The sequence below is a fragment of the Sphingobacterium olei genome, from assembly GCF_005048855.1.
In the GTDB taxonomy this organism is placed as follows: domain Bacteria; phylum Bacteroidota; class Bacteroidia; order Sphingobacteriales; family Sphingobacteriaceae; genus Sphingobacterium; species Sphingobacterium olei.
The window spans coordinates 423545-449104 of record NZ_SUME01000001.1 but is presented as its reverse complement, the minus strand read 5'-3'; the positions used below and the strand labels follow the sequence as shown (position 1 = coordinate 449104).

Genomic DNA, 25560 nt, shown 5'->3' with positions numbered 1-25560 from the left:
CTACCTGAAACCTACCAACCTTCATTCTGTGCAATCCCCGCATTGCTAAGGTCTTGCGGTGGAATTGGCCAAACATGGTGTATCGATGGATCAAAGCTACGTGCCGGCCATACCTCCACGATAGTGAACGCAGAGGTAGGATCGTTCTTTACTGTATACTGTCTACCCGTTGCCGCTTTCGCATATGCAGCCTTCGCATCGCCCCAGCGGACAAGATCCGAATGTCTGTCTGTATATTCCGCAGCAAATTCAGAACGGCGTTCACGCTTCAGATCTGCTAATGTTGCACCTTGAACAGCCGGCAATCCGGCTCTATTGCGCACCTGGTTTATTTCGGCATCGCCATTCTGTCCCTGTTCGATCAAGGCTTCCGCCTTCATGAGTAAAATATCCGCGTACCGAACCAAAGGGATGTTCAGGTCTGAAGTAGGATAATCACCGTTTGGATTTAAGTGCTGATCTTTAGGCGCACGAAAGGGTTGCATATATTTATTAAATTGAAAACCCGTTTGCGAATTCGAAGAAAAATACCTGCGTTCTTCACCAAAAAGTGTAAACGGATCATTAAATTCTAAGATAGTCGCTTTTTTACGGTGATCTCCTGCTTCAAATGAATTGTACAATTCTAAGGTTGGGTGAAAATACCCCCAACCGTTATAAAGACCATAGCCTGTGTTTTCAAACAGTACACCCGGCAGAATAGATCCTCTTGTCCGATTAGAAACCACAGAAAAGATATATTCCGAAGAATAGTTATTCTCAACATAAAATACACTCGCAAAATCGGTAGCCGGGTTATCCGTATCGATCAACTTGCGTCCCGAGCCCGAGTTGGTTACCATATCGCAATATTTTACTACTTCAATCCATTTACTGGCATCGTATCGCGCCCACTGTACGTTCATTTTTGCCAGATATGCATATGCTGCATCTTTATTTGCACGACCTAGGTCGTCCGCACCATAAGTCGTCAAGAGTGGCAGTAATTCAGCCGCTTTTAACAAATCTTTCTCCATTTGCACAAAGTTTTCATTTACATGCCCCGGTCTGCTAAAGCGTGTTTCCAACATGTTCTCTTCCGTTACAATGGGTACACCAGCACGTTGATCACCATAATACTGTGCCAAATAAAAGTAAGCATATCCACGCATATAATAAGCTTCCCCGAGCACACGTTGTTTAGTTTCCTCGCCGATTTCCATAGGGGGCACTTTTGTCAATATCGTGTTTGCACGCTGTATAATTTGGTAGAATTTTTTGTACATGCTATTCACACGACCTTCCTGACCGGTAGCCGTAAAATTGCGTACTGCTGCTGAACCAGCGTCTGTACGTCCGGTTACCATATCATCTGATGCGTTAAGGTAAAAAAACAATCCTCTGCCGAACATATGATCATCACTAAAATGTTCGTACAGACCGTTTGCTGCCAAAACCGCATCCGTTTCCGTTTTCCAGTAGTTTACATCCGTAATCGACCCTTGGGGCGTTAGATCAGTAAAGCTTTTACTGCACGATTGCAGACCCATATTTAAGCCTAAAAGTGCCAGTAACATATATTTATTAAATCGTAAATTCATAAGATTTGCTGTTATTGAATATTAAAAATTAACGTTAAGCCCTATCGTGTAAGTCTTCGCTAGAGGGTAGTTTGCGACATCTAGTCCAGTTGTCCCTACCTCTGGATCAATCCCAGAGTAAGAAGTGAACGTAAACGGATTTTCGGCAGAGAAATAAACTCTTGATTGCAATTTTCCCAGCAACTTCGGAACATTATAACCTACTGTAATATTCTTAATGCGGAAGTAATCGCCATCCTCTAGGTACCAATCCGAAGCCGTTCCATAGTTGCTATTCGGATCTTGGCGCGACAATATTGGTATGTCAGAATCCGTATTCTGCGGTGTCCAAGCATCCAACACACGGCTATCCAAGTTATACCCTTGTAGTCCCGCATTGTAGGCCGTATATTTATATCCATTGAATATTTTTGAGCCTGAAATACCATAAGTCAGCACAGCCAGATCAAAGTTTTTGTAATCTACATTAAACCGGAAACCATACGTAAATTTCGGCACCGCACTACCCATATATTGTCTGTCTTCATCGTTTATAACCCCATCGTTGTTGGAATCTACAAACTTCAAGTCGCCCGGGCGTGCTTTCGGCTGGATAGGGACATTGTCTTTTTGGTATGCGTTGATTTCATCCACTGACGCGAAAATACCGTCCGTAGGAATTAAGTAATACGAATACAAGGGTTGGCTTACAGCAGAACGGTAAGGATACAACACACTGCGAACCTGCTCCGGATGTGGAAGGAAATCGTTAAAGTAACCGTCTAGGTTCAACACTTCATTTCTATTGATACCTATATTTGCGTTAACCCCGAAGTTCCAGTCGCCGACAGATTCATTATAACGGGCGCCCAATTCAAAACCCCTATTAAGGACATCACCGACATTCAAGGTAGGTCCATCTTCTACTCCGATATGCGGATCCGCCTCAATCTGATGAATCATTCCTTTTGTTGTTTTCCGGTAGTAGTCGGCCGTCAAATGCAATTTGTGTAAAACTGAAATATCCAATCCGATATCCAACGACTCCGATCTTTCCCAAATAATATCTGGGTTAAATTGCTTCGTGACTGCAAAATGGCGAACCAATAAATTATCTGATCCAATAGGCGTTAAAGTACCCGTGTTCAATGGGATATTGTAGGCATACTCACCTACTGATTGAATATTACCGATCTGACCCCAAGAAGCACGTAGCTTTAAATCATTCACAATAGACCGATCAAAGAACGGTTCAGATGAAATTTTCCAGGCTCCTGACAATGATGGAAAGGTATCCGACCTGTTTTCTTCGGACAAACGAGAAGAACGATCCTGACGTATACTGGCACCTAGGAAATAACGATCGGCGTAATTGTAGTTTACCCGGGCAATAGCCGATGTTAATGCATCCTCCCAGACATTACTTGTCGGTAGTCTTGGAATGCTTGCTCCATTTCCTATATATTGGTACCAATCATCTTCCCGTAGAAAGCCCATTGCTTGAATATAGTATTGTTCGTAACGTGTTTTCTGCGCAGAATATACGGCAACAGCATCCAAGTTGTGCGCACCGAAGCTTTTGGTATAATTCAACTGCTGGTCCCATATCCATTTATCTTCCCTCGCTTCCTCATGTGATAAATAATTGTTACCATTAGCACGGCCGATTTCAGGGATCTTTGGGTCAAACCGCTTAGCGGAAAACCGGTTCACATTTAAGCCGAAATTCGATTTGAAGGTCATTCCGTCAAAAATATTTACTTTCGCAAAAGCATTACCATTCAGGTTTAAAGAAGGATTTTTTACGGTAGGACGCAATAAAAGAGCAACCGGATTATAGGTATCGCCATATGCGGAAGAGAACCTTGCTAGATCAAATGGTACCGTACCGTGGAAAGCTCCATTTTCGTCATATACCGGAGCTGCGGGGTTCATATAAATAGCATTAATAATCGATCCGCTGTAACTACTGGATGTATTTGTTCCCCTGGTAGTCGTATGATTCACGTAAAAATTCTGTCCTACGGTCAATCGGTCAAAGAAATCGAACTCAGACTTCAGCCGGTAAGCAAACCGTTTATAGCCCGTATTTAACAACAATCCTTCTTTATCGTGGTAACCGAAAGAAGAACTATAGAGCGAGTTCTCCGATCCCCCTGAAAGTTGCACGTTTGCATTTAGGATATCCCCTGTCTGAAAGATTTCATCCATCCAATTGGTACGTGTTACCTGTCCCCATGGGTTTAAATCTGCATTATGGCCATCCGCAGCAGTCACGCCGTCGTTTTTTGCAGCCGTATTATAAGCAGCAGCATACTGCTCTGCATTTAACGCAGAAGGTAGGTTAGTGGCATTTTGCCATCCTTTGTAGAAATCTACATTTAAGCGTGGTGCGCCAATTTTACCACTTTTGGTCGTAATGACGATTACCCCCGACGATGCCTGCGCGCCATAAATCGCCGCTGCTGCTGCATCTTTCAAGATATCTACCGTTTCAATATCATTGGGGTTGATAGGTCCACCATAATACGGCATACCGTCCACTACGTATAGTGGATCATCATTATTAATTGTACTACGGCCGCGGATCATCACCTTCGGTGTGGAAGTCGGATCACCACCTGCCGACATTACCGTCACGCCAGCAACATTTCCTTGCATCATTTCTGAAATATTCGTGATCGGCCGCGCCACATTATCTGCCATATTCGGCAAAGAGCTTACTGCTGTCGTGAGGTCTCCCCGACGCTGCTGACCATAGCCGATAACGACAACTTCATCCAATTCCGAAGATTGCTCGGCGAGGCGAATCAACATGGAATTGCTTTCCCCTTCCTTTATTTGTTTAGCCGCAGTTTCGAACGAATCGTATCCAATCATCGATACCCTTATGCGATATCGCCCTGTTATACTTAGTCCATCTAGAGTAAACATACCCCTCGCATCTGTAGACACTTGCGTAACAGCTTTTCCATTGCCGTCTATTACCTGTACGGTAGCCCCCGCGATAGTCGCTCCGGTATTGTCCATGATCGTTCCGCGCAACTGACCATTCGATTGTGCCCAAGCTGTGGCAGCAACAAACAGTGCTGTTCCGATCAAGAACAATCGCACATTTTTAAACATATTCCTCTTTTTCATTTATATTGATTTGTTTGTTTTATTTTTATCCTATCTATTTGGTCGTACCGCTCTGCTCGATCCAAATTGTACTTCCATCTTCTCGGTAAATTAGCCCATTCATTTGGCAGACAATCTGCAACATGACCTGTATCGATTCCTCTGATGAAAAATCACCTGTAAACGATAGTCCTTCCAGTTTTATCTTTCCGATCTTGATTGCTTCGTTCTTATGTTTCGCTATGGACTCAAAAACCTCTTCTAGTGGAGTATCTTCAAAATGTAATGCCGTTGGCAACTGCTTCTGTGGAGGCAATACCCTGTTAGCATGCATAGAAGGGAGAACAGCTTTTTGTACCATCGCTTTCCGTTCAACGGAACGATCTTTCACGTCGATATGAAGCTCCTCACCCGGTTCCATATATTGGTCTTCCATGGCTACCGCACTAGCTGGTGTTGCCTTCACGACAATCTTTCCGGAAAGTAGCAGTACTTTAACCATCTCCTCCGACTGTGTATCGACCGTAAATTCAGTACCCAGGGCCGTAGTGGTATAACCACTTGCCAACACGACAAACGGCCGTAAGGTATCCCTTACTACCTGAAAACGTGCTTTACCTGAGAGCGTAAGCACGCGATTGCGTATACCATACCCGGAGTTATAAGACAGTTCGCTTTTCGGAGAAAGTATCAATATAGATCCATCCGGTAACATGGCTTTTTTTTCAACCGGTTCGTTATTGATGATATGCATCGTATCCATTGCAGCATACATTCCGTTGTCGATCGGATCAGTTGGGGCCGTATTATGAAAGAGAAACCAATAGGTCCCTAATCCTAGGCATATGAACACTGCGGCGGCAGCGGCCCATTGTCGGAAGGCAATCCGCGATTTTGGCAACGACCTCACCACCCCCATTTTTTGATGTACCTGCGTCAGGATCTCCGCATACCTTTCTTCCGTCAACAATTCATCATTTCCGATTGTACCTTGCTCAAATTCCTCCTGCAATTCAGTTTTCAACTTTTCCTCCTGTTCCATCAAATCCGCAAGCAGACGCCTTTGCTCATCTTCATTTAAGGATCCCTTCCAAAACTGTTCTATATATTTTCTAATTCGTGCCTTCATCAATAGTAAATACACGGGTAAGGCATAAAGGGGATGCCTATTTGCATTAAGAAAATATTAACAAAATGTAATGTAATTATTTAGAAAACGCTCCCAGAAAAAGGGTATTAACGAGCGGAGTGGGCGCATTAATTGTACTAGAAGTAAACAATGATGAATAAACTATACACGTCAGAAATAGAGTGTTACAAATAATAAGATATTGCTCACATAACCCGGGTAGCGATCAAGTACATATTCTTTAATGGCTTTATTCGCCTGTTTTAGGTAATCACTCACCGATTGGGTGCTAATACCCAATAGATCGGCTACGTCCTCTTTGGATCGTCCCTCGTAGCGGCAAAGCCTAAACACCTCCCGCTTACGCGCAGGTAGTATATCCACTGCCTCTTCCAGCAATTGCATCTGCAATTGAAAAACCTCTTCCTTCTCTCGGCTGTTTTCCTCGGTAGCCACGAGGTCTGCCGGATACTCCGCCATATATTCAATCGATTCTTTTAACCTGCGGCGTAGCACATTGAGCGATTTATTGTGGCTTACCACGAATAGCCATCCGCCAACAGGTTGGTTTGGATTAATCTTAAATCTGTTTTGCCACAGCGCGAGGAATACGTCTTGCAACACCTCCGTAGCTTGTTCAGGACATTTAACCAGTTTCAGAATATTTGCATGGACAGGTTTGTGATATTTCGCATACAATCTATTGAAGGCTGATACATCATCCAACGCCATCTGTTCAACATCCAGTTGTTCCTTGTCTCTTTTTATAACGTCAATCCGCAATGTATCCATTTTGTTCTCGGAGAATGAGACAAAATTATCCAAAAAGGAGTAACAGTACTATTTCCATTGTGTTATGAAATTGTTAAGGATAGTGTCCCAACTACGCGATGACATTAATAATTACACGTCACTGCGAGGAGGTACGACGTGGCAGTCTTTCATTTACAAACTATTAAGATCTCCACACCTTCGTACCTCAGGTTTGCGATGACGACGATGTTACTATCACGATGACAACGAGATCACGGACGTGATAACGGAAACTCAAAACGTTCGAACAACTCAGGTTCAACCTTCTCCTTTCCTATTGCATCCTGCGGAATCGTATAGTATTCACCAAATAATGTCAAGCCCGCCCGGGTTTTCTCCACCGCCATCTTCAGAAAGCCATAGCGATCCTCACAAAAGGCTTCCAGTCTCACCGCTCCATTTTCGACTTGCAATGTCTCAAACCAAGGATCATCTATCTCCGCCACGCTATGTAGGATCGAATAGCCACCAGCTCCTGCTACAACGAAAGGAACCGTAGCTCCGTCTGTATATATCCTCGAAAAGCGTTGGTAATTGTGCACATGTCCGCTGAACACTGCATCTGGTTTCATATCCGCCGCAATAAAAGCTTCTTCCAAGAAATCAATCATGGGTTTACTCGAGCCGTGGTTCGTATCCGCTGAAAAAGGTGCATGATGTATACATACCATAATGGCCTGCTCCGCTGCATGCTGTTTTGCATAGCGAAGTTCTTCTATAAACCATTCCCGTTGCTCTTCTCCGATCCAACCGTGTTTCGGGATATTGCTATATAAACCGATAAACCGGGCCAATGGCGTTTCCAATGTCCAATATACATTGGGTTGCATCATACTCTGCCTTTTGCTCCCCTCTCCAAATTCAATCGTCCGTCTTTCCGCTCCGCAGAAAACTTCCATAAATGGCTCCAAACTGTTGTATGATATAGCGCTTTCCGGATTGACATCCCCATCGTGATTGCCCGGGATGGCAAATATAGGTGCTTCATAGTTTTCATAGGGCTGCAAAAACTGCTTCGGGTAGGCACTGGCTTCGCCGTGATTGTAGACAATATCCCCCAAATGATATAAGAAAGCAGGTGACTTATTCTCGGTCAAGATTTTATTACTTTGATCATTTAGCGTATTAGCAACCAAAGATTGAAAGTCCGAATGACGCAAACTACCCGTGTCACCCAACATATGGAAACTCATCTTTTCTTGCAAAAGTTCCGCATCTTTCCCGAGAACGGCCGCTATATCCAAACGGTACGGGTAAGGCCAGCGAGGCTGAGGTAGAGGTCTGAATGCTGGCGCGTCCGTAGGCAAATCTTTAATTTGTACTGCTGTGTCGTATTTATGATCCATCATATCTCAAACTTACAAAATTAACTATGAAGGCAACGTCAATTTTAGATAAATTGTTTTCATAACCTATATACTACCAATACCCATTTGCTCGCCCAGTCTCTTTATCCTATTTTACTCTGCTTCGAACTGTTGTCACCTCGACGCAAGTATATTTAGTATACTATATAATATTACCACTTTTAAAATCGATTATTGGCTAAATTTTTGTATATTAGGAGATATACAAGTAGTTAACAAATCTTTAAATCCCTTTTTACATATGATTTTAATAGAACAACTAGAAAAGCTAGCAAACGAAAAAAATGCTCCCTGTGTCACCATTACATTAAACACGCATCGTACACACCCCGCCAATGTAAAAGATGAACTTGTACTTAAAAACTACCTAAAAGAGGCTGAGGACAGAGTAATAGCAGAATTCGGCAAACGACCAACAGCGCCATTGTTGGAAAGAATACAACATATTGCCTCGAAGATCGATGTCAATTACAATTTAGACAGTTTGCATATTTTCTTATCCAACGACACCGAGGAAATCATAAAATCAGCATGGCCGGCTACCAATGAAGGCGTGCACATATCCAATACATTTGCTGTACGTCCACTCATCAAATCTTACAACCGAAGCGAGCACTATTTGCTAACGGTTCTTTCTCAAAGCGGTGTACAGCTTTACGAAGCTATTAACGATGCAATTATCCAAGAAATCACTAATGATGATTTTCCGTTTTCGGAAAACCAACACTACGTGACAAATGCGGAACGGGGAAGTGATGGTAAACATGTTGACAATTTGGTACGGGAATATTTAAATAAGATCGATAAAGCCTTATTGCAAGTTCATAATGAAACTGGCCTTCCCTGCGTGGTAATTTGTACGGAAGATAATTATAGTCGATTACAACAAGTAGCCGACAAGCCTGCTATTTATCTCGGATATGCAGCCATAGATTATAATAACACCGCTCCTCATCAGGTCGTTGAACAGTCATGGCAGATCATCAATGAACTACAGATACAGCGAAGAACAAAAGCCATCGGGGAGATGAAAGAAGCTGTATCCCAGGGCAACGTGCTCACCGATCTGCAGGAAATTTATCAGGCGGCAATTGACGGGCGTGCTGACCTGCTAATAGTACATAAAGACTTTTCCCAAGCCGTACACATGAACGATGAACGAACATTCGATCTGATTGAAGATGCCACGCAACCTGATGCGATCGACGATATATCGAATACTATCGCCTGGGCAGTGATCTCACGAAAAGGTAGAGTCATTTTTACCGGTCAGGATGACATCAAAGAACTGGGTGAAATCGTATTGAAAGTAAGATATTAAACCCACCACGGGTTCTGACATATCAGATAGGGCGTCCGAAAAAGACGCCCTATTTTACTTTCTTAACACTTGCAATTTTCGCACCCAACTTATTATCCAAAATAGTGATTGTAATCCGCTAACCCAACTTCGATAAGTTATTTCCCCTCTGCCAACGCATCATATTGATCGTTTATCAGCTTCAATCCATAACAAAATAAAAAGACTGCTGAATAAATCTCACAAAGATTTGCTTTTTATACAATTATAGACAAACTTATTCCATTTTTGGTTATTATTGTAAACGGATCCAGCGTATAGGTTAATATGCTGTTGATTCCAACTTTATAAACCTTTCCAAACATTTGTTATGCACGTTAATAATACACACGAAGAAAAAGAAAGCCTCACCAAACGAAAGTCTACCTTGGGTATACGTTTATTTTTTATTTACCTATTCTGCTATGCGGGTTTTGTTGCCATCGGCGTATTCCAGTATGAGCTGTTATCTATTCCCGTACTCGGTGGTCTCAATTTAGCTTTAGCGTACGGAATAGGTCTAATCTTATTTGCTGTCATTTTAGGAATTGTATACAATTACTACTGCAGTAGATACGAGGACGAGGTTACCCAGGCGGAAGAAATTGAAAAAGGAGGAAAGGCATGATTTACGATATTTCATACACTGCCTTATCATTTTTCTGTGTTTTTGTCGGGTTAGTTATTGGGCTTTCCTTTTATTTTGGAAGAAAGACCAGTTCATCCTCATCCTATTACGCAGCAGGCGGGAATATCCATTGGGCCGTCAATGGAATTGCCTTTGCAGGCGATTATCTATCGGCAGCATCTTTTCTGGGTATATGTGGTATGATTGCAGTATCAGGGTTTGACGGTTTTCTATACGCCATTGGTTTTCTGGCGGGTTGGATTGTAGCCCTGTTCCTCATTGCCGAGCCCTTCAAGCGCCTAGGAAAATTCACTTTTACCGACGCACTAAATGCAAAATTTAATTCCAGGGCGATTACCTTGTCTGCATCGGTCAGCACGCTGATCATATCCGTATTCTATCTTATCCCCCAAATGGTGGGTGCCGGCGATCTGGTTATGCCACTGCTCGGATTGCCACATTGGGCCGGTGTGATACTTGTCGGGGCAATAGTTATCGTCATTGTTGCGAGTGCAGGCATGGCTTCGACAACCTATGTCCAGTTTCTAAAAGGTGGTCTACTGATTATTCTCTCCCTAGTACTTACCTTTTTTATCTTAAAAAATGGGTTGACACTAACCCCTGATTTTAAAGGAGAAAAATACCATAATTTTATGGAACTGACGCCTCAGGTGGAGGATGGCAAGGTGGCCAATGTCGCCGGTTGGGAGCTTGTCACCCAGCAAGCTGTTGGCAACAAAACGTTTGTAAAACTTTCACAAAATGGGGTTGAAAGATGGTTCGATTTCACACAGGACGCTAACAAACCCTTGCTCAAGGAAACCTTAACCGTGACACAACTTGCCAATGGGCAACAGCTGTACAACGGAGAAGCTCGGGAGAAACGGCGTTTCTACCAAGTAGGACATATGAGTAAAATTGTGGTGAATGGGCAAGAGGTGGATAAAACGGGACCACTCGGCCCTTTTGAATTTCTTTCTACATTGCAAGAGAGCGAAGTCGTCCGATTCCTTCAGGTGAAGTTTGCCGACGGAGGTGATCAGGTATCACTATATTATCCACAAACAACCGCGGGCGAAAAATTTATGCTCCCCGGACTCAAATACAAAATCGGTCGCGACGCAAATCTATGGAGCAAACTGGATTTTATTTCGCTGATGTTAGCCCTATTTTTGGGTACCGCTGCCCTGCCGCACATCCTGATTCGTTACTACACCGTCAAAACACCGCGTGATGCGCGTAAGTCCACTATTTTGGCTATTGCAGCCATCGGAGGCTTTTATATCCTTACCTTGTTTATGGGGCTAGGAGCTGCCGTTAACGGCGTCTTAGATGTGGAATCTAGCAATATGTCCGCTCCACTCTTGGCACGGGCATTTGGTGCGGCTTTGTTCTCCATTATATCCGCTGTAGCTTTCGCAACCGTACTCGGCACTGTAGCAGGTTTGATTGTCGCATCCTCTGGGGCTATTGCACATGATTTTATTGATGTCTACCTCAAGCGAAATCTGAGTGATGACAAAAAAGTAAAAGTCGGAAAAATTGCAGCTTTCGCTGTCGGTATTTTCGCGATTCTTCTGGGGATGGCGTTCAAAGGGATTAATGTTTCTTTTTTGGTCGGTTGGGCTTTCGCGATCGCAGCATCGGCCAATTTGCCAGCCATCCTATTCTTACTTTTTTGGAAAAGAACTTCAGAAACCGGAATAGCGGCCTCTATCATCGTGGGAATAACAGCCTCTTTAGCCATTATTCTTACCTCTCCCACCATGTGGGATCGATACGGATTAGACCCTACAAATGCAATACATCAACTGGAAAATCCAGCCTTGATCTCGTTTCCACTTGCTGTCTTGACCGTCTATGTGTTTTCTATATTATACCCAAAACGACAAAAAGATGTTGGTGTGATAACTGGCTAAATTAATAGGGGTCTTCAATGCCTGTCTAACATTGAAGACCCCTTGTTTATCGAACCATCAATACACTAGATTCCCATTCCAATCCACTGATGTCAATCAGCTTAATGCTATATTTTTCATCCGCCTTGATCTTCACATCCGCTACAGGAAGCATTATAGTTGCTTTCGCACCGAGCGGAATAACCATGCTATGCGCTGCGGGCTTTACTTTTGCGATATATTGATTTTGGATCGCCGCATTGCTCAGATTCAAAAAATCGCTTGAATCGTAGGACTGGATAATTTTACGGTGTTGATCCAACAGGTGAATACCAATTAAAAATGAACCATATACATCGGCTCCTTCCACACGATATACATCAAACTGCAAACGGTCATTTTTCAAAGACGTTGCAGAAATTTCCAATTTAGGTTTCACGGATTTATTATGCAACCTCCCCCAAACACCACCATGAAAATACTGGTTAGTGAAAAGTGATAGCGCGAAGATAGCTATCGACCCCACCAATACTGGAAACTTCACATTTTTGACGGGAAAGTTTCCTGATCCAAGCCACGGAAACCATTTTTTAGTTGTAAAATTTAGTTTCCTTTTGATGAAAACATCATCCAGAGCATAAGCGCTGCTTCCTGTAAAGAATAATGTAAAGCCTGAAGCAAGTCCTAAAATACCGATTTGCCACTCATCCAGACAGGTCGTACCCAACCAACCTGCCGCCAGGAGTATACCCATCGCTAGGGCAAACACCCCTATGCTCATCAGTCTTGTAAAAAGTCCCAACATGAGTAAAAGTCCCACTACAGCTTCGACGATGGTAAAAACAATCATTGCGATCGCCAAGATATCGGGATGTGTAACCAAATATTCAATTATCGGCTTAATACCTAAAGCATTAGGTAAAAAATGATTAAACTTTTCGCCGATGTAGCCAGCCTCTTCGGGGATTAATTTATTATCTAAGATCAACCTGCGCCAAAATGCAGAAAAATATGTCCAACCTACGACCCAGCGTAAGGACAAAGTGAATAAACCAGCCAAATAAGGCTGATGAGAAAATGTTGTATTTTTCATGAAATTCTATTGTGTTAACGATTACAAAATATGTTGGTGAAATCAGTAATTATACCACCGCAATTTTTAAGCGTTTATACAAAATATATTTCGGAGGGGCGTTGGCCTGATGGCTTGCGCCAAAATTAGACGAAAAAATATGGTTATTGTAGCAATACAACCTCTGGTGACCGGTACTTACGACTGCAATACCATGATCACTTTTGATCTTATATGGGCTACATGTCATTTTTGTAACCTCTAATGTATTAAAACAGCCCGTTAGGTGACGCGTAGTCTTTACACGATTAAGTGGCTTCTCGTAATCAATGTCGATAAGAGATAGAACACTGGCTTTATTCGAACATGGCAACAATGAAAATACGACCACCATAAGTAGTAGAATCGTTCTTATTGTCTGTATTTCCTTTGCCATGTTCATTTTTATGCAACAAGAATATATTGATGTGCGAATAAAAACGACAATATACAAAAATCCGCTTCGAAAATGACGGCTATCTGCTCACGTATCGGCAAAGTGACAGTATGAATAAGCCAAACACCATTCGAGTACACTTATATATTAATTCACAAGCATATCGTTTTTATAGCATAGCTTATCCGCGATAATCGTTGTGATTACAATAGTCCGATCCCTCCAACACGGTAACGCAACCCGACTTCATGCGTATTATTCGAGATACGTTGATTTAACGTACCGGTATTGGGACTAAACTGATAGCTGTATCCTATACCGAAATCACCAAAGTTCAGTTGTAACAACGCCGAGAGGTCACCTTGATTCTGTACCCCGATACCCAGTCCTAACTTCCGGGCCATAAAAAACAACGCACTCACATCATACCTAGGTGTCTGATCATCCATATGGCTCACCAAAAAAGATGGCCGGAAATGGAACATGTCATCTAGGCGGAATAAAGCACCACCGGTGATATAGTAGACGTTTCCAAACTCATATTCGCGGTCTTCACGTCGGTTAAGCGAAAAACGCGGCACGGAGACACCGACATAGTACCGTTCTTTACTGTAGTAAGAAGTACTGATACTTAATATACCGGCCGTCTCTTGTATGTTATCACGGAACGAAGGATCCGTACCATCCAGGCTATTATAATTTCCCTGAAAATACAATAGCCCACCACCCATCGACAAGCTAAGGTATTCGTTTTCAGACAAACGCACCGATTTTGCGAAATAGGCACTAAATTCACTTTCCTTGACCACACCAATGGCTGCGTGCTTGATGTCAAAGCCAACGGAAGCACCTATACGCTGTAAACCGATATTTCCTGTCGCCCATAGCGACTTTGGCGCACCGTCTACCCCCAACCATTGGCTGCGACCCAATACAGAGACACTTCCCCGCTCATCCATTGTACTCAACGAAGAATTGAAGCTGTTTCGCAACTGTCCAAACTGGTTGTAGCTCACACCATGCTGTGCCCGGACGACTCCGGGTACAAGAAGTGTAAGTACTATAATCAACGATCCGATATTTATTTTTAATGTTCCCATTCTATTTAATCTCAATAAGTTCATAATTAAAGCTTAGTTACCGCTAGAGCGTTTTACGACAAAGAAACCTTTTTCGCGCTTCCACGTGCCATCATCCAATAGATCTAGGTAATAATAATACGTTCCATCGATTACATACTGTCCCGTGAATACCTTGTCACGGTTGTTGTATCCCTCGATCTCAGCGAGCACTCGGCCCGATTTATCGAATATGGTCACCCTGTTGTCTGGGTAATCTCCGATCCCCTCGATCATCAGGAACTCATTTATACCATCGCCATTTGGTGATACGGCTTGGTGCACACGGATCGGAACTTTTGCTGACGCGTCGTTAGCGATCTTGATATCCATGTACACCGGCTCTGCTGCCTCATAGTTAGCATTCCCGGGCTGTGTTGCTGATACCCGCACTGTTCCTAAACGGTGCACCATTAAGTCCGTACCTGATACCGTGGCGATGAAGGCGTCATCTACGGATAAGTTTACAGGTAAATCACTGCTGGCGTACACATCCAGGGCAATTGTTCCTGCATCGCGGGATAATACTCCAGGAGAATTGAACCTTATGCTCTGAGGTGCTTTATGAATCGTCAGATTGGCTGTCAGACTCAAGTCGTTATAGTTGTTGCCACCTTCAATATTCGCCATAATGTTGTACGTGCCAGCATTGGTATGTGTATTGTCCGTATAACTTACCGTTGTTCCTGCAGGCAGTGTTCCCGTGATGGCAAGTGATTTCGCTGTGCCGTCGTAGACAAACGTATCGTCTTCGAAAGTAATACCTGTTATTGTAGCCGGTGTAATCTCCAAATCGGCCGTCAGCACCAGTTCAGTATAGTTCGAGCCAGAGATTGTAGCTGTTACCACCTGTGTTCCCACATCCGTGCGGCTATTGTCCGTGTAAGCTACATTCGCCCCTGCCGGTAATGTACCATTGATCGCAAGCGACTTCGCCGTGCCATCATACACAAAGCTTGCATCTTCGAATGTAATGCTCGTAATATCTGCCGGAGTTACCGTCAGGTCAGCCGTCAATACCAATGTAGTAAAGTTCGACCCGGTAATTGTTGCTGTCACTTCCTGCGTTCCAACATCCGTGCGGTTGTTGCCCGTGTATACAACGCTGGCACCTACCGGCAGTGTACCCGTGATGGCAAGTGATTTAGCTGTACCGTCGTAGACAAACGTATCGTCTTCGAAAGTAATACCTGTTATTGTAGCCGGTGTAATCTCCAAATCGGCCGTCAGCACCAGTTCAGTATAGTTCGAGCCAGAGATTGTAGCTGTTACCACCTGTGTTCCCACATCCGTGCGGCTGTTATTGCTGTAAGCTACATTCGCCCCTGCCGGTAATGTACCATTGATCGCAAGCGATTTCGCTGTGCCGTCATACACAAAGCTGGCATCATCAAAACTGATTCCCGTAATGTCTGCCGGGGTAACCGTCAGGTCAGCCGTCGATACTAATGTAGTAAAGTTCGAACCGGTAATTGTAGCTGTAACTTCCTGCGTTCCAACATCCGTTCTACTGTTATTAGCATAGGCTACAGAAGTTCCAGCTGGAAGTGTACCCGTGATCGCAAGCGATTTCGCTGTGCTGTCATAGACAAAGCTATTATCTTCAAATGTAATTCCTGTAACTGTGGCCGGGGTAACCGTCAGATCAGCCGTCAATACCAAAGTAGTAAAATTCGCGCCTGTGATAGTTACTGTCGCTTCTTGCGTTCCCACATCTGTTCTGCTATTATCTGTGTAAGCTATATTTGCGCCTGCCGGTAGTGTGCCACTGATGGCAAGCGATTTCGCTGTGCCGTCGTAGACAAACGTATCGTCTTCGAAAGTAATACCTGTTATTGTAGCCGGTGTAATCTCTAAATCGGCCGTCAGCACCAGTTCAGTATAGTTCGAGCCAGAGATTGTAGCTGTTACCACCTGTGTTCCCACATCCGTGCGGCTGTTATTAGCATAGGCTACAGAAGTTCCAGCTGGCAGTGTACCTGTAATCGCAAGCGATTTTGCTGTACCTTCATACACAAAGCTTGCATCTTCGAATGTAACGCTCGTAATATCTGCCGGAGTTACCGTTAGGTCAGCTGTCAATACCAATGTAGTAAAGTTCGAACCGGTAATTGTAGCTGTAACTTCCTGCGTTCCAACATCCGTGCGGTTGTTGCCCGTGTATACAACGCTGGCCCCTACCGGCAGTGTACCCGTAATCGCAAGCGACTTGGTAGTTCCGTCAAAGACAAAGCTGGCATCATCAAAACTGATTCCGGTAATGTCTGCCGGAGTTACCGTCAGGTCAGCCGTCAATACCAATGTAGTAAAGTTCGAACCGGTAATTGTAGCTGTCACTTCCTGGGTTCCAACATCCGTTCTACTGTTATTAGTATAGGCTACAGAAGTTCCAGATGGAAGTGCACCTGCTATTTCTATGGATTTCTCTGTTCCGTCAAAGGTAAAACTCGCACCATCGAATGTGATTCCCGTGATATCAGAAGGAATAACAGTCAGCATCCCATTCAATATAGAGATCGCATAGTTTGGATCCGAACCACCGCTTAGTGTAATCAGATAGCTTCCTACCGGAGAGGCTTCAGTGGCCGTTGTGGCGATGCTTGGCTCATCTGCTACTTGGGTGTCTCCATTGACTAGGCCCACGTAGGAAAAGGTCAAGGTTGGATTAGCTTGGCTAAAGGTTTTCTGCTTATCGTCTGCTGTGATTGTTAATGGCGCAGGAGTAATACCCAAGTTGCCATTTACTCGTGTTATCGTATAGTTTGGATCTGAGCCACCGCTCAGCGTAATAGGATAGCTTCCCACCGAAGAGCTAGTCGTAGCAGTGGTAGCGATGCTTGGCTCTATCTGAATTTGTGTATCTCCATTGACTAGTCCATCGTATTCAACTGTCAATACAGGATTGGCCGCTCCGTATACTTTGCTTTGATCATCGGCAGTGATCGTTAACGGTGCTGGAGTAACACTCAAGGTTCCATTTACCAGTGTAAAATCATAGTTTGGATCGGAGCCTCCGCTTAGTGTGATCTCATAAGTTCCCACATTGGAACCTGTGGTAGCTTCAGTGGAGATGCTTGGTTCGATCTGGATTTGGGTATCTCCTTCCAGTAAATTGGTATACGTGAAAGTCAATACTGGATTGGCTGCTCCGTATATCTTGCTTTGATTGGCTGCTGTGATTGTGACCGTTTTTTGTCCGATAGTCAGGGTTCCGTCTACTCGTGTGATCGAATAGTTTGGATCTGAGCCGCCATCTAGGGTAATTGAATAATTGCCTGCTGGGGAGGTTTCAGTGGCCGTTGTTCCAAGAGTTGGCGCAGTCTGGATTTGTGTATCTCCATTCACTAGGCCATCGTAAACAAAGGTCAAGGCTGGATTGGCCGTACCAAAGATTTTCTGCTTATTTTCTGCTATTAGTCTCAGTTGTGCCGGCGTAATTTGGAATGGATTGGCGCTGAGCAACTGCAGATTGTAATTGGCTCCCGCACTCAGCGTATTAAGGTTAAAGTTATACGTTCCAACATTCTCTCCTGGAGCTCTGGCTAGGGTTCCTGTTAAGATCGCTTCAGTGTCATTTAACTGAAAGCCTGTTGCAGTATAGCTGTAGTCGGGATCTTCCGCTCCATATATTTTTTCAAGGTCATCTACTTCGATCGACAGAGTCGCTGGAGTAATCGTAAAGACTTCCGGATTAAGTACTAATTCGTAGTTCGGACCTGCATCCAGGTTTCCTAAGGTATAGGAATAGGTGCCTGCATTTTCCCCTGTTTCACGGGTAAGTGACCCTTGGATGATGGTTTCATCATTACCTGGGTCGAATCCGCTGGCGGTGTAACTAAAGGTCGTCGGATCGTCATCCCCATACACTTTCTGCTGGTTGGCATCTGGGGTGATCGTCAATTGCCTCGGCGCATCATTGTCTGTTATCGTCAGGGTAGCCTGCCTTGGCTGTCCAAGGGTGACTAGGGAATTGTCGGTTCTGACCAGTCGAATACTGACCGTTTCATCCCCTTCTACATCCAGATCATCGATCACTTCTACCGGGATCAACACCGAATTCGTGTTGCCCAATAAAAGAACACCTATTGGTATCGGAGTGTAGTCTTCTCCTGGTGTGGCGGTGCCCCCAATCTCTAGTTCTAGGACCGTGATGGCGGCCAAGGTATTGTCGGTTTCTATTATAAATTGTCCGTCATCTCCGCCTTCGGCTGCGTCCTGAAGAACCCGTATCGTCAATGTTGCTGGCAAGAGTTTCTCCACCGTATCGCTTGCTGGTGCTCCTTCATTGCCGGATTCATCTGTTAAGGTGACTGTCAGGGTTAATTCACCATCGGGAAGATCCTCTACCACGATCCCACTGATGAGCTGATCGCTGCTGGTTACTTCACCGGTTCCGGTAACGGGGGTTCCTCCTGCACTGCTGCTGATCGAGAACGAATAATCCGATCCCGGTTCCCCGTCAAGTAACCTGAATCTGAAGTTGTTCTGGTTGACTCCATTGATTCGGTCGGCAAGGATCAAAACCGAATAGCCGGAGGGTAGTTGGGTGTCAACGGAATAATTATTGGAATTGGAAACTCCTGTTCCGGCATTTCCTGCCAAATCCTGATAACCGGTGTTGTCAAGGGTGATGAGGTTATTCGGTGCCTGTACATCCGCATCCGGAGTTAGGGTTGCCTGCCATTGATCACCACCAGGCAGAGATTCCAAGTCGGACAGCGTTCCATTTTGTACTGTAAAATCATCGAGGGATACTTCTGTTACAGGCTCTGAGAAAGAAATGGTGACAAGTGTGGTTTCACCCAATGTCAACTGGGGATTCGTTACATTCACTAATGCAGTTGGCCGCTGGGTATCAATCTCATAATTAGCAGTTTCAGAGGTCCCTGCTCCTGTATTTCCGGCAAGATCTGTATATCCGGTATTGTTAAGCGATAGCACATTTGAATCATCCTCGACAAAGGACAATGGAGTAACTATTGCTGTCCAGCTCAACCCGCCGTCAGAAGAGGTCAACCCGGATAAATTACCATTATCAACTGAAAAATCAGCAGGTTCAAGTCCGGAGATTCTTTCGCTCAACACCAGGGTAAGTGTTGCCGTTTCTCCCACCGCTAGGGAGGTATTGTCCAAACTCATACTAACCACCGTTGGTCTTACCCCGTCAACCAAAACCTGACTCGTACTACCTATGTTATTCAGGATCAAATTGGCCTCATTTCCTGCTGCATCACGAATAGCGCCACCACTCAGAGACAATGCTCCTACCACGATCCCGTTAAGATCAAGATCACCGCTAAGGACTGTATACCTAAAAACAATGGAACTTGAACCGGTTCCTGCTAAATAACTGGCCTGACGGCTAGTTTCCCCTACAGTAAGACTGATCTGGGGAGAACCGCTGAGGACTACTGCTTCAGAGAAGTTCACGGTAAAATCCAAATCCTGACCTATCGCATACAGGCCGTCTGCAGGTACTGAAACAGTGGTGGTAATTGGAATTACCCCATCGACGAAGAAATTTTTATTTGCTGAAAGGGAATTGGGATTTCCCGGTAACGGCAAGGTCAAATCGGCATCCAGAGAGGATAGGCCTTGGATCTCTGCTCCGTTGGCATCCAAGGCCTCGGGGCTAACGTAATCCAGATCAGTTGAGAAATCTCCTTGGGCTACGATGTATTCGAATTCCAATACAGCAGTACCGCTGCCGGACACGTAGTTGGCTACCTGGTCTGTTCCTGTAAACAGGGTCAGTTCAGGGGTCCCTCCTGTTACGGTGACCGCTTCGCTGAAATTCACGGAGATCGTGAGCTGATCTCCGATTTTAAAGATGCCGTTGGCAGTGCTTGAGGTGACACTGGTGACTACAGGATTGATCGGATTGATAATAATTGAAATCACATCTGTATCAGTCTGAGCTCCTCCTGATCCGGAGAATCCTTGGTCATTGCTGGTGATTTCTAAACTTGCACTACCCACCAAACCTGGGGTCGGAGTATACGTCAGTCCATTCAATGCATTGTTAACATCTACCAAAGACCCTATAAATGTCATAATTCCGTCATTGGTTCCAGACCCTTGAGTGAAATTTAGGCCAGTAGTACTCGCTAAGGAAATTAGTCCATTTGAAGCTGTGAGCGTGATCTCAATTGCATTTGATCCCAAGTCCACGTCTGATACAGAGATTTGATTCCCGTTGCCAGCACTAAAAGTGAGCGTTTCATTTTGAGCTACGTTCTGGGCGCCTGGCACAGTATTGACAGGAGCATCATTTACTGCTGTCACGACTAAGCTGACAGTGGAATTGTCTGATTCAGCTCCTCCAGAACCAGTATTTCCTTGATCGTCAATTTCTATGGTTAAAGTAACCGCTTCAGTATTATTTAGGCTGGTGGTATAGGTCAATTCCCCGTTGGCTAAAAAGCTGTTGATCGCGTCCACACGTCCTGTTAGGGTTAGGCTAGATGAGTTCCCTCCTACTGTCACTCCATTTGCGGAGCTTGCAGCTAAGGTTCCGCTGCCTACTTCAAAGGTGACCAGGACATCAGCTGAGCCTGCATCTACATCGGTGAAGCTGATGCCTGTTAAGGCTTCTGGCTCGTCTTCGAACACAGAAATGGTTAAAGGAGCAGAGATGACCGGAGCATCGTTGACCCCTTGGATGCTGAGTTCAAAGGAATCAGAAACAGCTCCCCCATTTCCATCATTCGCAATAACTTCTATGGCTATCGAACCAGTATCATCATTTCCCGGAGTGCCGCTAAAGGTACGGCTTATTGGATCAAAACTCAGCCAAGCAGGTAAAGACCCACCGCCTGACAATTGGGCTGAATACGTCAACACATCCCCGACATCAATATCATTGAAGGTATTGGCAGCGAATTGGAAGTTAAATGTTATATTCTCTGTAGCAGTTTGATTCGGAATAGGATTGACTACAGTTGGCGCTTCATTGACATCGGTAATGCTTATACTAAAAGGAAGCTCCAGAACCAATCCCCCGGAGTCAGTCACCCGAACACGGATCGAATAGCTGTTTTGTACATCAAAATCAAAGACAGCTGCAGTACGGAGTTCATTTCCTTCTATACTGAACGCCGAATTACCACCATCTCCGGAACCGGGAACCAACGTGTAAGTAAATGTATCCCCATTGTCCACATCAATAGCGGAAAATAAGCCAACTACTATGCCTACAGGTTCGTTTTCTGCTACACTGTTATTATCCAGAAGTATATCGGTAGGAGCATCGTTTACGGGTGTAATATTGACATTGACAGTGCCGACTACTACATTATTTCCACCACCGACTCCAGTATGACCATTGTCATTTGCGGTGAGGGTTATAATTATAGCGTTCGGCCCACTTAGGTTATTGGGCAAAATCAGAGCTGCATTGGTATTTATATTTAAAAAAGACTCAATGTTGGCTACCGATCCGGTGAGAATAAGCGTTGCCGTGTTATGGCCAGACTGACTGACTCCATAGTCAGCTGGATTAGCTACAGCAAGAGCGCCTTGAGAAGTAGCTATGGTCAATGAAATATCATTTGATCCCGCATCTATATCTTGAAATATACCTGAAGAAAGAGCATCTCTCAAGTAGGCTGGATACTCATCTTCTACTACGGTGATTGAATTTATTATGCCTACAAAAGTAGGATCATCGTTCACACCAATAATATCGAAAGTGACTGAAGCCGTATTCGAATTAGCTGTACCGTCATTTGAGACAAAAGAAATCGTACCTGCATTGGTGCCAAATAAATTCGGTGTTGGTGTAAAAGTCGCCGCATCAAGCGCCGCATTGATATTGGCCAAGGTGCCAGAAGCTGTAAAGTTGGCTGAGCCATTTCCCCCACCTGCAAAAGTAATTCCTGTAGTTCCCAAAGAGACAGTTCCACCTGTGACCGTAAAGGTCACCGTCTGATCGTCCCCATCAGCATCATTGACCTGTATATTGTTTGCCAAGGCCACGTTGATAGCGTCTTCACTTACAGTAGGCGCTGAGGGTGCGGTGGCGACTGGTGCAGAATTAGCTGCTGTGGCCAACAACCTAAAATTATCAATTGCCCATTCTTCATTGTAAGAATTATTTGAATACACCCTCAAACGTAGGGAAAGCGTACTCCCTGACCCTGGAATTGTTTTGGTAAATTCATTAAAGGCTTTGGTCAATACCGTGCCATTACCGATACCATTAAAATTGGTATCTTCCGCCAATTGCTTGTGCTGATTATTAATTTCATCTGCCCCACCAGGTCGGGCACCGTCATTAGCCCGGAAATCTATCAATTTTTGGTAAGTTCCTCCGTCAATACTATATTCCACTGTCACATAGTCGTCATGTGAAAAACCAAAAGCTGTACCTTCCCATGCCTCATACGTTGACTGGGCTGCAAACAATCCCTGAAAACTGATGTTATTTCTTCCGGAAATATCGATGCCGCTCCAAACGATCGTTTGTTCTGCAGGTCCAAATGCGTCATGATCCTCACCAGCCCAAAACCAACTTCCCTGAACGTTGGAATAAGGTCCATCGGAAACAAACGATAAATCAATATTATTCCCTTGGGTTCTTAAGAAATAAGCGACATAAGGAGTCGCCCCCGAGCCGCCATTGTAAGATGGTGTCCTTGTGCCACTGGAAGGCGCCGTGGCATTTTCAAAGTCATCAGACCAAAATTGCACTTGGCTAGATGCCGTAAAGTGAGTGATCGCCAGAAGAACTAAAAGTAAAATTTTTTTCATAGTTTAAATTATTTTGATCAGCAGATCAGGGAGGAGTAGCTAATGATTTTAATCAGTTCAGGAGAATGTTTAGCGTACATTCGCACAATAGTCGTCTTGTCGTTAGGAACGGGGTCGACTGTTAACAGTGTCACCTTTTTTATACGGTTAACGTACAGGATTTTTATGTTCATATTTCATAGGTCAAAAAAGAAAAGATAACTAAGAAGAATACACTAGGTAAAATGCAGACTACTCTAAATAACAATTCTACCTCTTTATCAGCAGAATGTTAGCAATTGGCGCCATCAATCCATTTTTATGTAAATGATAATTCTACTCAATATTCAGGAAATTTATTTGAAAAATCAAGAAATAATTTGATATTATTCAATTAACGGCCTAATTGCCGTGTGTTGCGGCGCTTCTATAACATTTTTTTCAACGGAACATCATAAATGTATTTCCGGTTTCGCCGAATTAAAAATAATTCCCTATATTAATTTACTTAAAATTATCATAGTAGTTGTTAGTATTTCCCCTTAGGAAAATTGCCTCGGGGGAAATTAAAACTGTTCACTCGTGAGCTCGCTATTAGCCATGGCACCTGCCATATTTCCCGTTGCAACCGCATTTGCTACCGAGCGCATTCCGGAATTATCGCCGCAGGCAAAAACACCATACACCGAAGTTTTTTGGAAACTGTCCACTTTAATGTATTCGTCCTCGGTCAGTTCACAGCCCAATGCAAGCGGTATATCGACCTGTTTCTTAAATGGAATCGCTGCATATAAGGCATCAAAATCCATTTTGTCACCATCTTCGAAAATCACCTCTTTAATATTTCCACCTTCATGCGCTACCTCTGTAATTTTCTTTTCGATTACCCTGATGTTATGGCGCTTGAGTTTTTCCCGTTGCTCTTCGGTAAATTCCGCTTTTGCCGAGGTCAATATGGTCAGGTTATCCGTTAGGTTATTCACCAATGCGCCTAAGTGTAACGCCCGCTCGCCATTTGCCATTAAGCCTGTTTTCTTACCGCGGAGTTCATATCCATGGCAGTACGGACAGTGAACGACCGAAATACCCCAACACGCTGCAAATCCCTTAATTTCAGGCATGATATCCTGTAGTCCAGTAGCAAAGATGATTTTCTTTCCCACAAATTTCTCCCCAGCCTCGGTATTAATGGTGAAACCGTCCTCCATGTTATTTCCACTGACGGCCAGTCCTTCGTGAAACTGCACCGTATCATATTTCAGCACTTGCGCTTTGGCTTTTTCTGCAATTACCTCCGGCTTTTCACCGTCGTGTGTAATGAAATTATGCGAATGCGGCGTCTGCCGATTGCAGGGCATTCCGTTATCGATAATCAGCACATTGCGCAGTGAGCGTCCTAAAGCCATTGCTGCCGAAAGGCCTGCATAGCTTCCACCGATTATGATTACGTCAAAATTTGTATGGTTTGCCATCGTGTTTAATTTTATATCTATTAAAAAAAGAAAGGAAATGTACATCCAGTTAGGACCGCTCTCCTTTTTTGATCAAATCCCTTCTCGTCATCGCACTCCAGGTTCAAGCGAATTGTTTATACCTGTTTTACTACAACGTATAACATAGAAGGGGTAGTTTTCGTTCACTTCTTTTATTTCAACCAAGCCGAATTTTGCAAACTCCCCATGCACAGCCTCCTCGTCATAGAAGAATATCTGCACGCCGCCGAACATTTCAAAGCGATCCTTGCTGATCTGCGTACCCAGCCCATAGGTCTTCGCTTCTTTCGTGATCACGGTAAAGATCATGGTGCCGCCCTCGATGAGCTGTTTGTAGCAATTTTGGATCAACTTCACTCGTTCTGCTTCTTCTAACAGGTAAATTAGACCATGACAAAATATACCATCATACACATTGTCGTCAAAAGGCATATCAGTTACCGAACCATGGTATAACGTCATATCCGCTCCATAATGCCTTCTAGCCAGTGCGATAGCTGTTTCCGAGATTTCGATTCCTGTCACACCTATACCATGCTCCCTAAAAATCTGGGCATTTCGACCATAGCCGATTCCGGGAATGAGTATACTTTTTGCCGCTTTTCCGAGAAAGAAGTCTTTCGCCCATATAGCAGACTTTGCCGGCTCGAAACCCCACATCTCCTGTTTATCTGTAAAGCTGGTTTCCCAAAACTCCTTTTTCGTATTGTCTTTCATCGTGTCCTCTATTATATCCCCCTATTCTTGATCTAATCTGTAAGATTTTTTTCAAAGGTACTAAAAGTTTTGTTATTGCGACTGCATCGCAATAATTTAATGCGATTTATTTGCATTAACTTTGTATCAGAATAAATAGGA

14 protein-coding genes are annotated in these 25560 nt (G+C 44.0%); 3 read left to right on the top strand and 11 right to left on the bottom strand.

The genetic code is table 11. From position 1 onward, the window contains the following. Positions 1–11: 11 nt before the first annotated feature. From FAZ15_RS01830 to FAZ15_RS01810, 5 genes are all read right to left on the bottom strand, one after another. Positions 12–1580 carry a RagB/SusD family nutrient uptake outer membrane protein gene (locus FAZ15_RS01830; protein WP_136899547.1) on the bottom strand — a complete coding sequence of 523 codons (1569 nt, stop codon included), beginning with the start codon at positions 1578–1580 and terminating at the stop codon, positions 12–14. Positions 1581–1601: 21 nt separating this feature from the next. Continuing rightward, positions 1602–4700 (bottom strand): SusC/RagA family TonB-linked outer membrane protein, encoded by a 3099-nt coding sequence (locus tag FAZ15_RS01825; protein ID WP_202912293.1) that lies wholly within the window; start codon positions 4698–4700, stop codon positions 1602–1604. A gap of 34 nt (positions 4701–4734) precedes the next feature. Further along, complete coding sequence (locus FAZ15_RS01820; RefSeq protein WP_136899545.1) at positions 4735–5808, bottom strand: FecR family protein; 1074 nt, start codon at positions 5806–5808, stop codon at positions 4735–4737. A gap of 171 nt (positions 5809–5979) precedes the next feature. Further along, positions 5980–6600: an RNA polymerase sigma factor gene (locus tag FAZ15_RS01815; RefSeq protein WP_136899543.1), complete on the bottom strand. Its 621-nt coding sequence runs from the start codon at positions 6598–6600 to the stop codon at positions 5980–5982. A gap of 233 nt (positions 6601–6833) precedes the next feature. After that, on the bottom strand, positions 6834–7970 hold the full coding sequence (locus FAZ15_RS01810; RefSeq protein WP_136899541.1) for a metallophosphoesterase family protein: 1137 nt from the start codon (positions 7968–7970) through the stop codon (positions 6834–6836). 259 nt (positions 7971–8229) lie between these two features. On the opposite strand from FAZ15_RS01810, the gene FAZ15_RS01805 reads away from it, so the two are divergent. From FAZ15_RS01805 to FAZ15_RS01795, 3 genes are all read left to right on the top strand, one after another. Continuing rightward, positions 8230–9309, top strand: coding sequence for a baeRF3 domain-containing protein (locus FAZ15_RS01805; protein ID WP_136899539.1), 1080 nt, complete (start codon positions 8230–8232; stop codon positions 9307–9309). Between the two features lie 349 nt (positions 9310–9658). Continuing rightward, the gene (locus FAZ15_RS01800; protein ID WP_136899537.1) at positions 9659–9955 is read left to right on the top strand and encodes a DUF485 domain-containing protein; all 297 of its coding nucleotides are present in this window, start codon (positions 9659–9661) and stop codon (positions 9953–9955) included. Further along, a complete protein-coding gene (locus FAZ15_RS01795) occupies positions 9952–11874 on the top strand; it encodes a solute symporter family protein (protein ID WP_136899535.1) in 1923 nt (640 codons plus the stop codon). The genes FAZ15_RS01800 and FAZ15_RS01795 overlap by 4 nt, the downstream gene beginning before the upstream one ends. A gap of 46 nt (positions 11875–11920) precedes the next feature. Here FAZ15_RS01795 and FAZ15_RS01790 read toward each other — a convergent pair whose 3' ends face one another. From FAZ15_RS01790 to FAZ15_RS01765, 6 genes are all read right to left on the bottom strand, one after another. Next, on the bottom strand, positions 11921–12946 hold the full coding sequence (locus FAZ15_RS01790; protein WP_136899533.1) for a TQO small subunit DoxD: 1026 nt from the start codon (positions 12944–12946) through the stop codon (positions 11921–11923). A gap of 49 nt (positions 12947–12995) precedes the next feature. Beyond that, complete coding sequence (locus FAZ15_RS01785; protein ID WP_136899531.1) at positions 12996–13361, bottom strand: hypothetical protein; 366 nt, start codon at positions 13359–13361, stop codon at positions 12996–12998. A gap of 203 nt (positions 13362–13564) precedes the next feature. Further along, on the bottom strand, positions 13565–14485 hold the full coding sequence (locus tag FAZ15_RS01780) for a PorP/SprF family type IX secretion system membrane protein (RefSeq protein WP_136899529.1): 921 nt from the start codon (positions 14483–14485) through the stop codon (positions 13565–13567). 9 nt (positions 14486–14494) lie between these two features. Beyond that, positions 14495–23230, bottom strand: a complete 8736-nt coding sequence (locus tag FAZ15_RS01775) for an MBG domain-containing protein (protein ID WP_136899527.1) — start codon at positions 23228–23230, stop codon at positions 14495–14497. A gap of 545 nt (positions 23231–23775) precedes the next feature. Further along, positions 23776–24681, bottom strand: coding sequence for an NAD(P)/FAD-dependent oxidoreductase (locus FAZ15_RS01770; protein ID WP_136899525.1), 906 nt, complete (start codon positions 24679–24681; stop codon positions 23776–23778). 87 nt (positions 24682–24768) lie between these two features. Then, positions 24769–25419, bottom strand: coding sequence for a class I SAM-dependent methyltransferase (locus FAZ15_RS01765; RefSeq protein ID WP_136899523.1), 651 nt, complete (start codon positions 25417–25419; stop codon positions 24769–24771). Positions 25420–25560 lie beyond the last annotated feature (141 nt).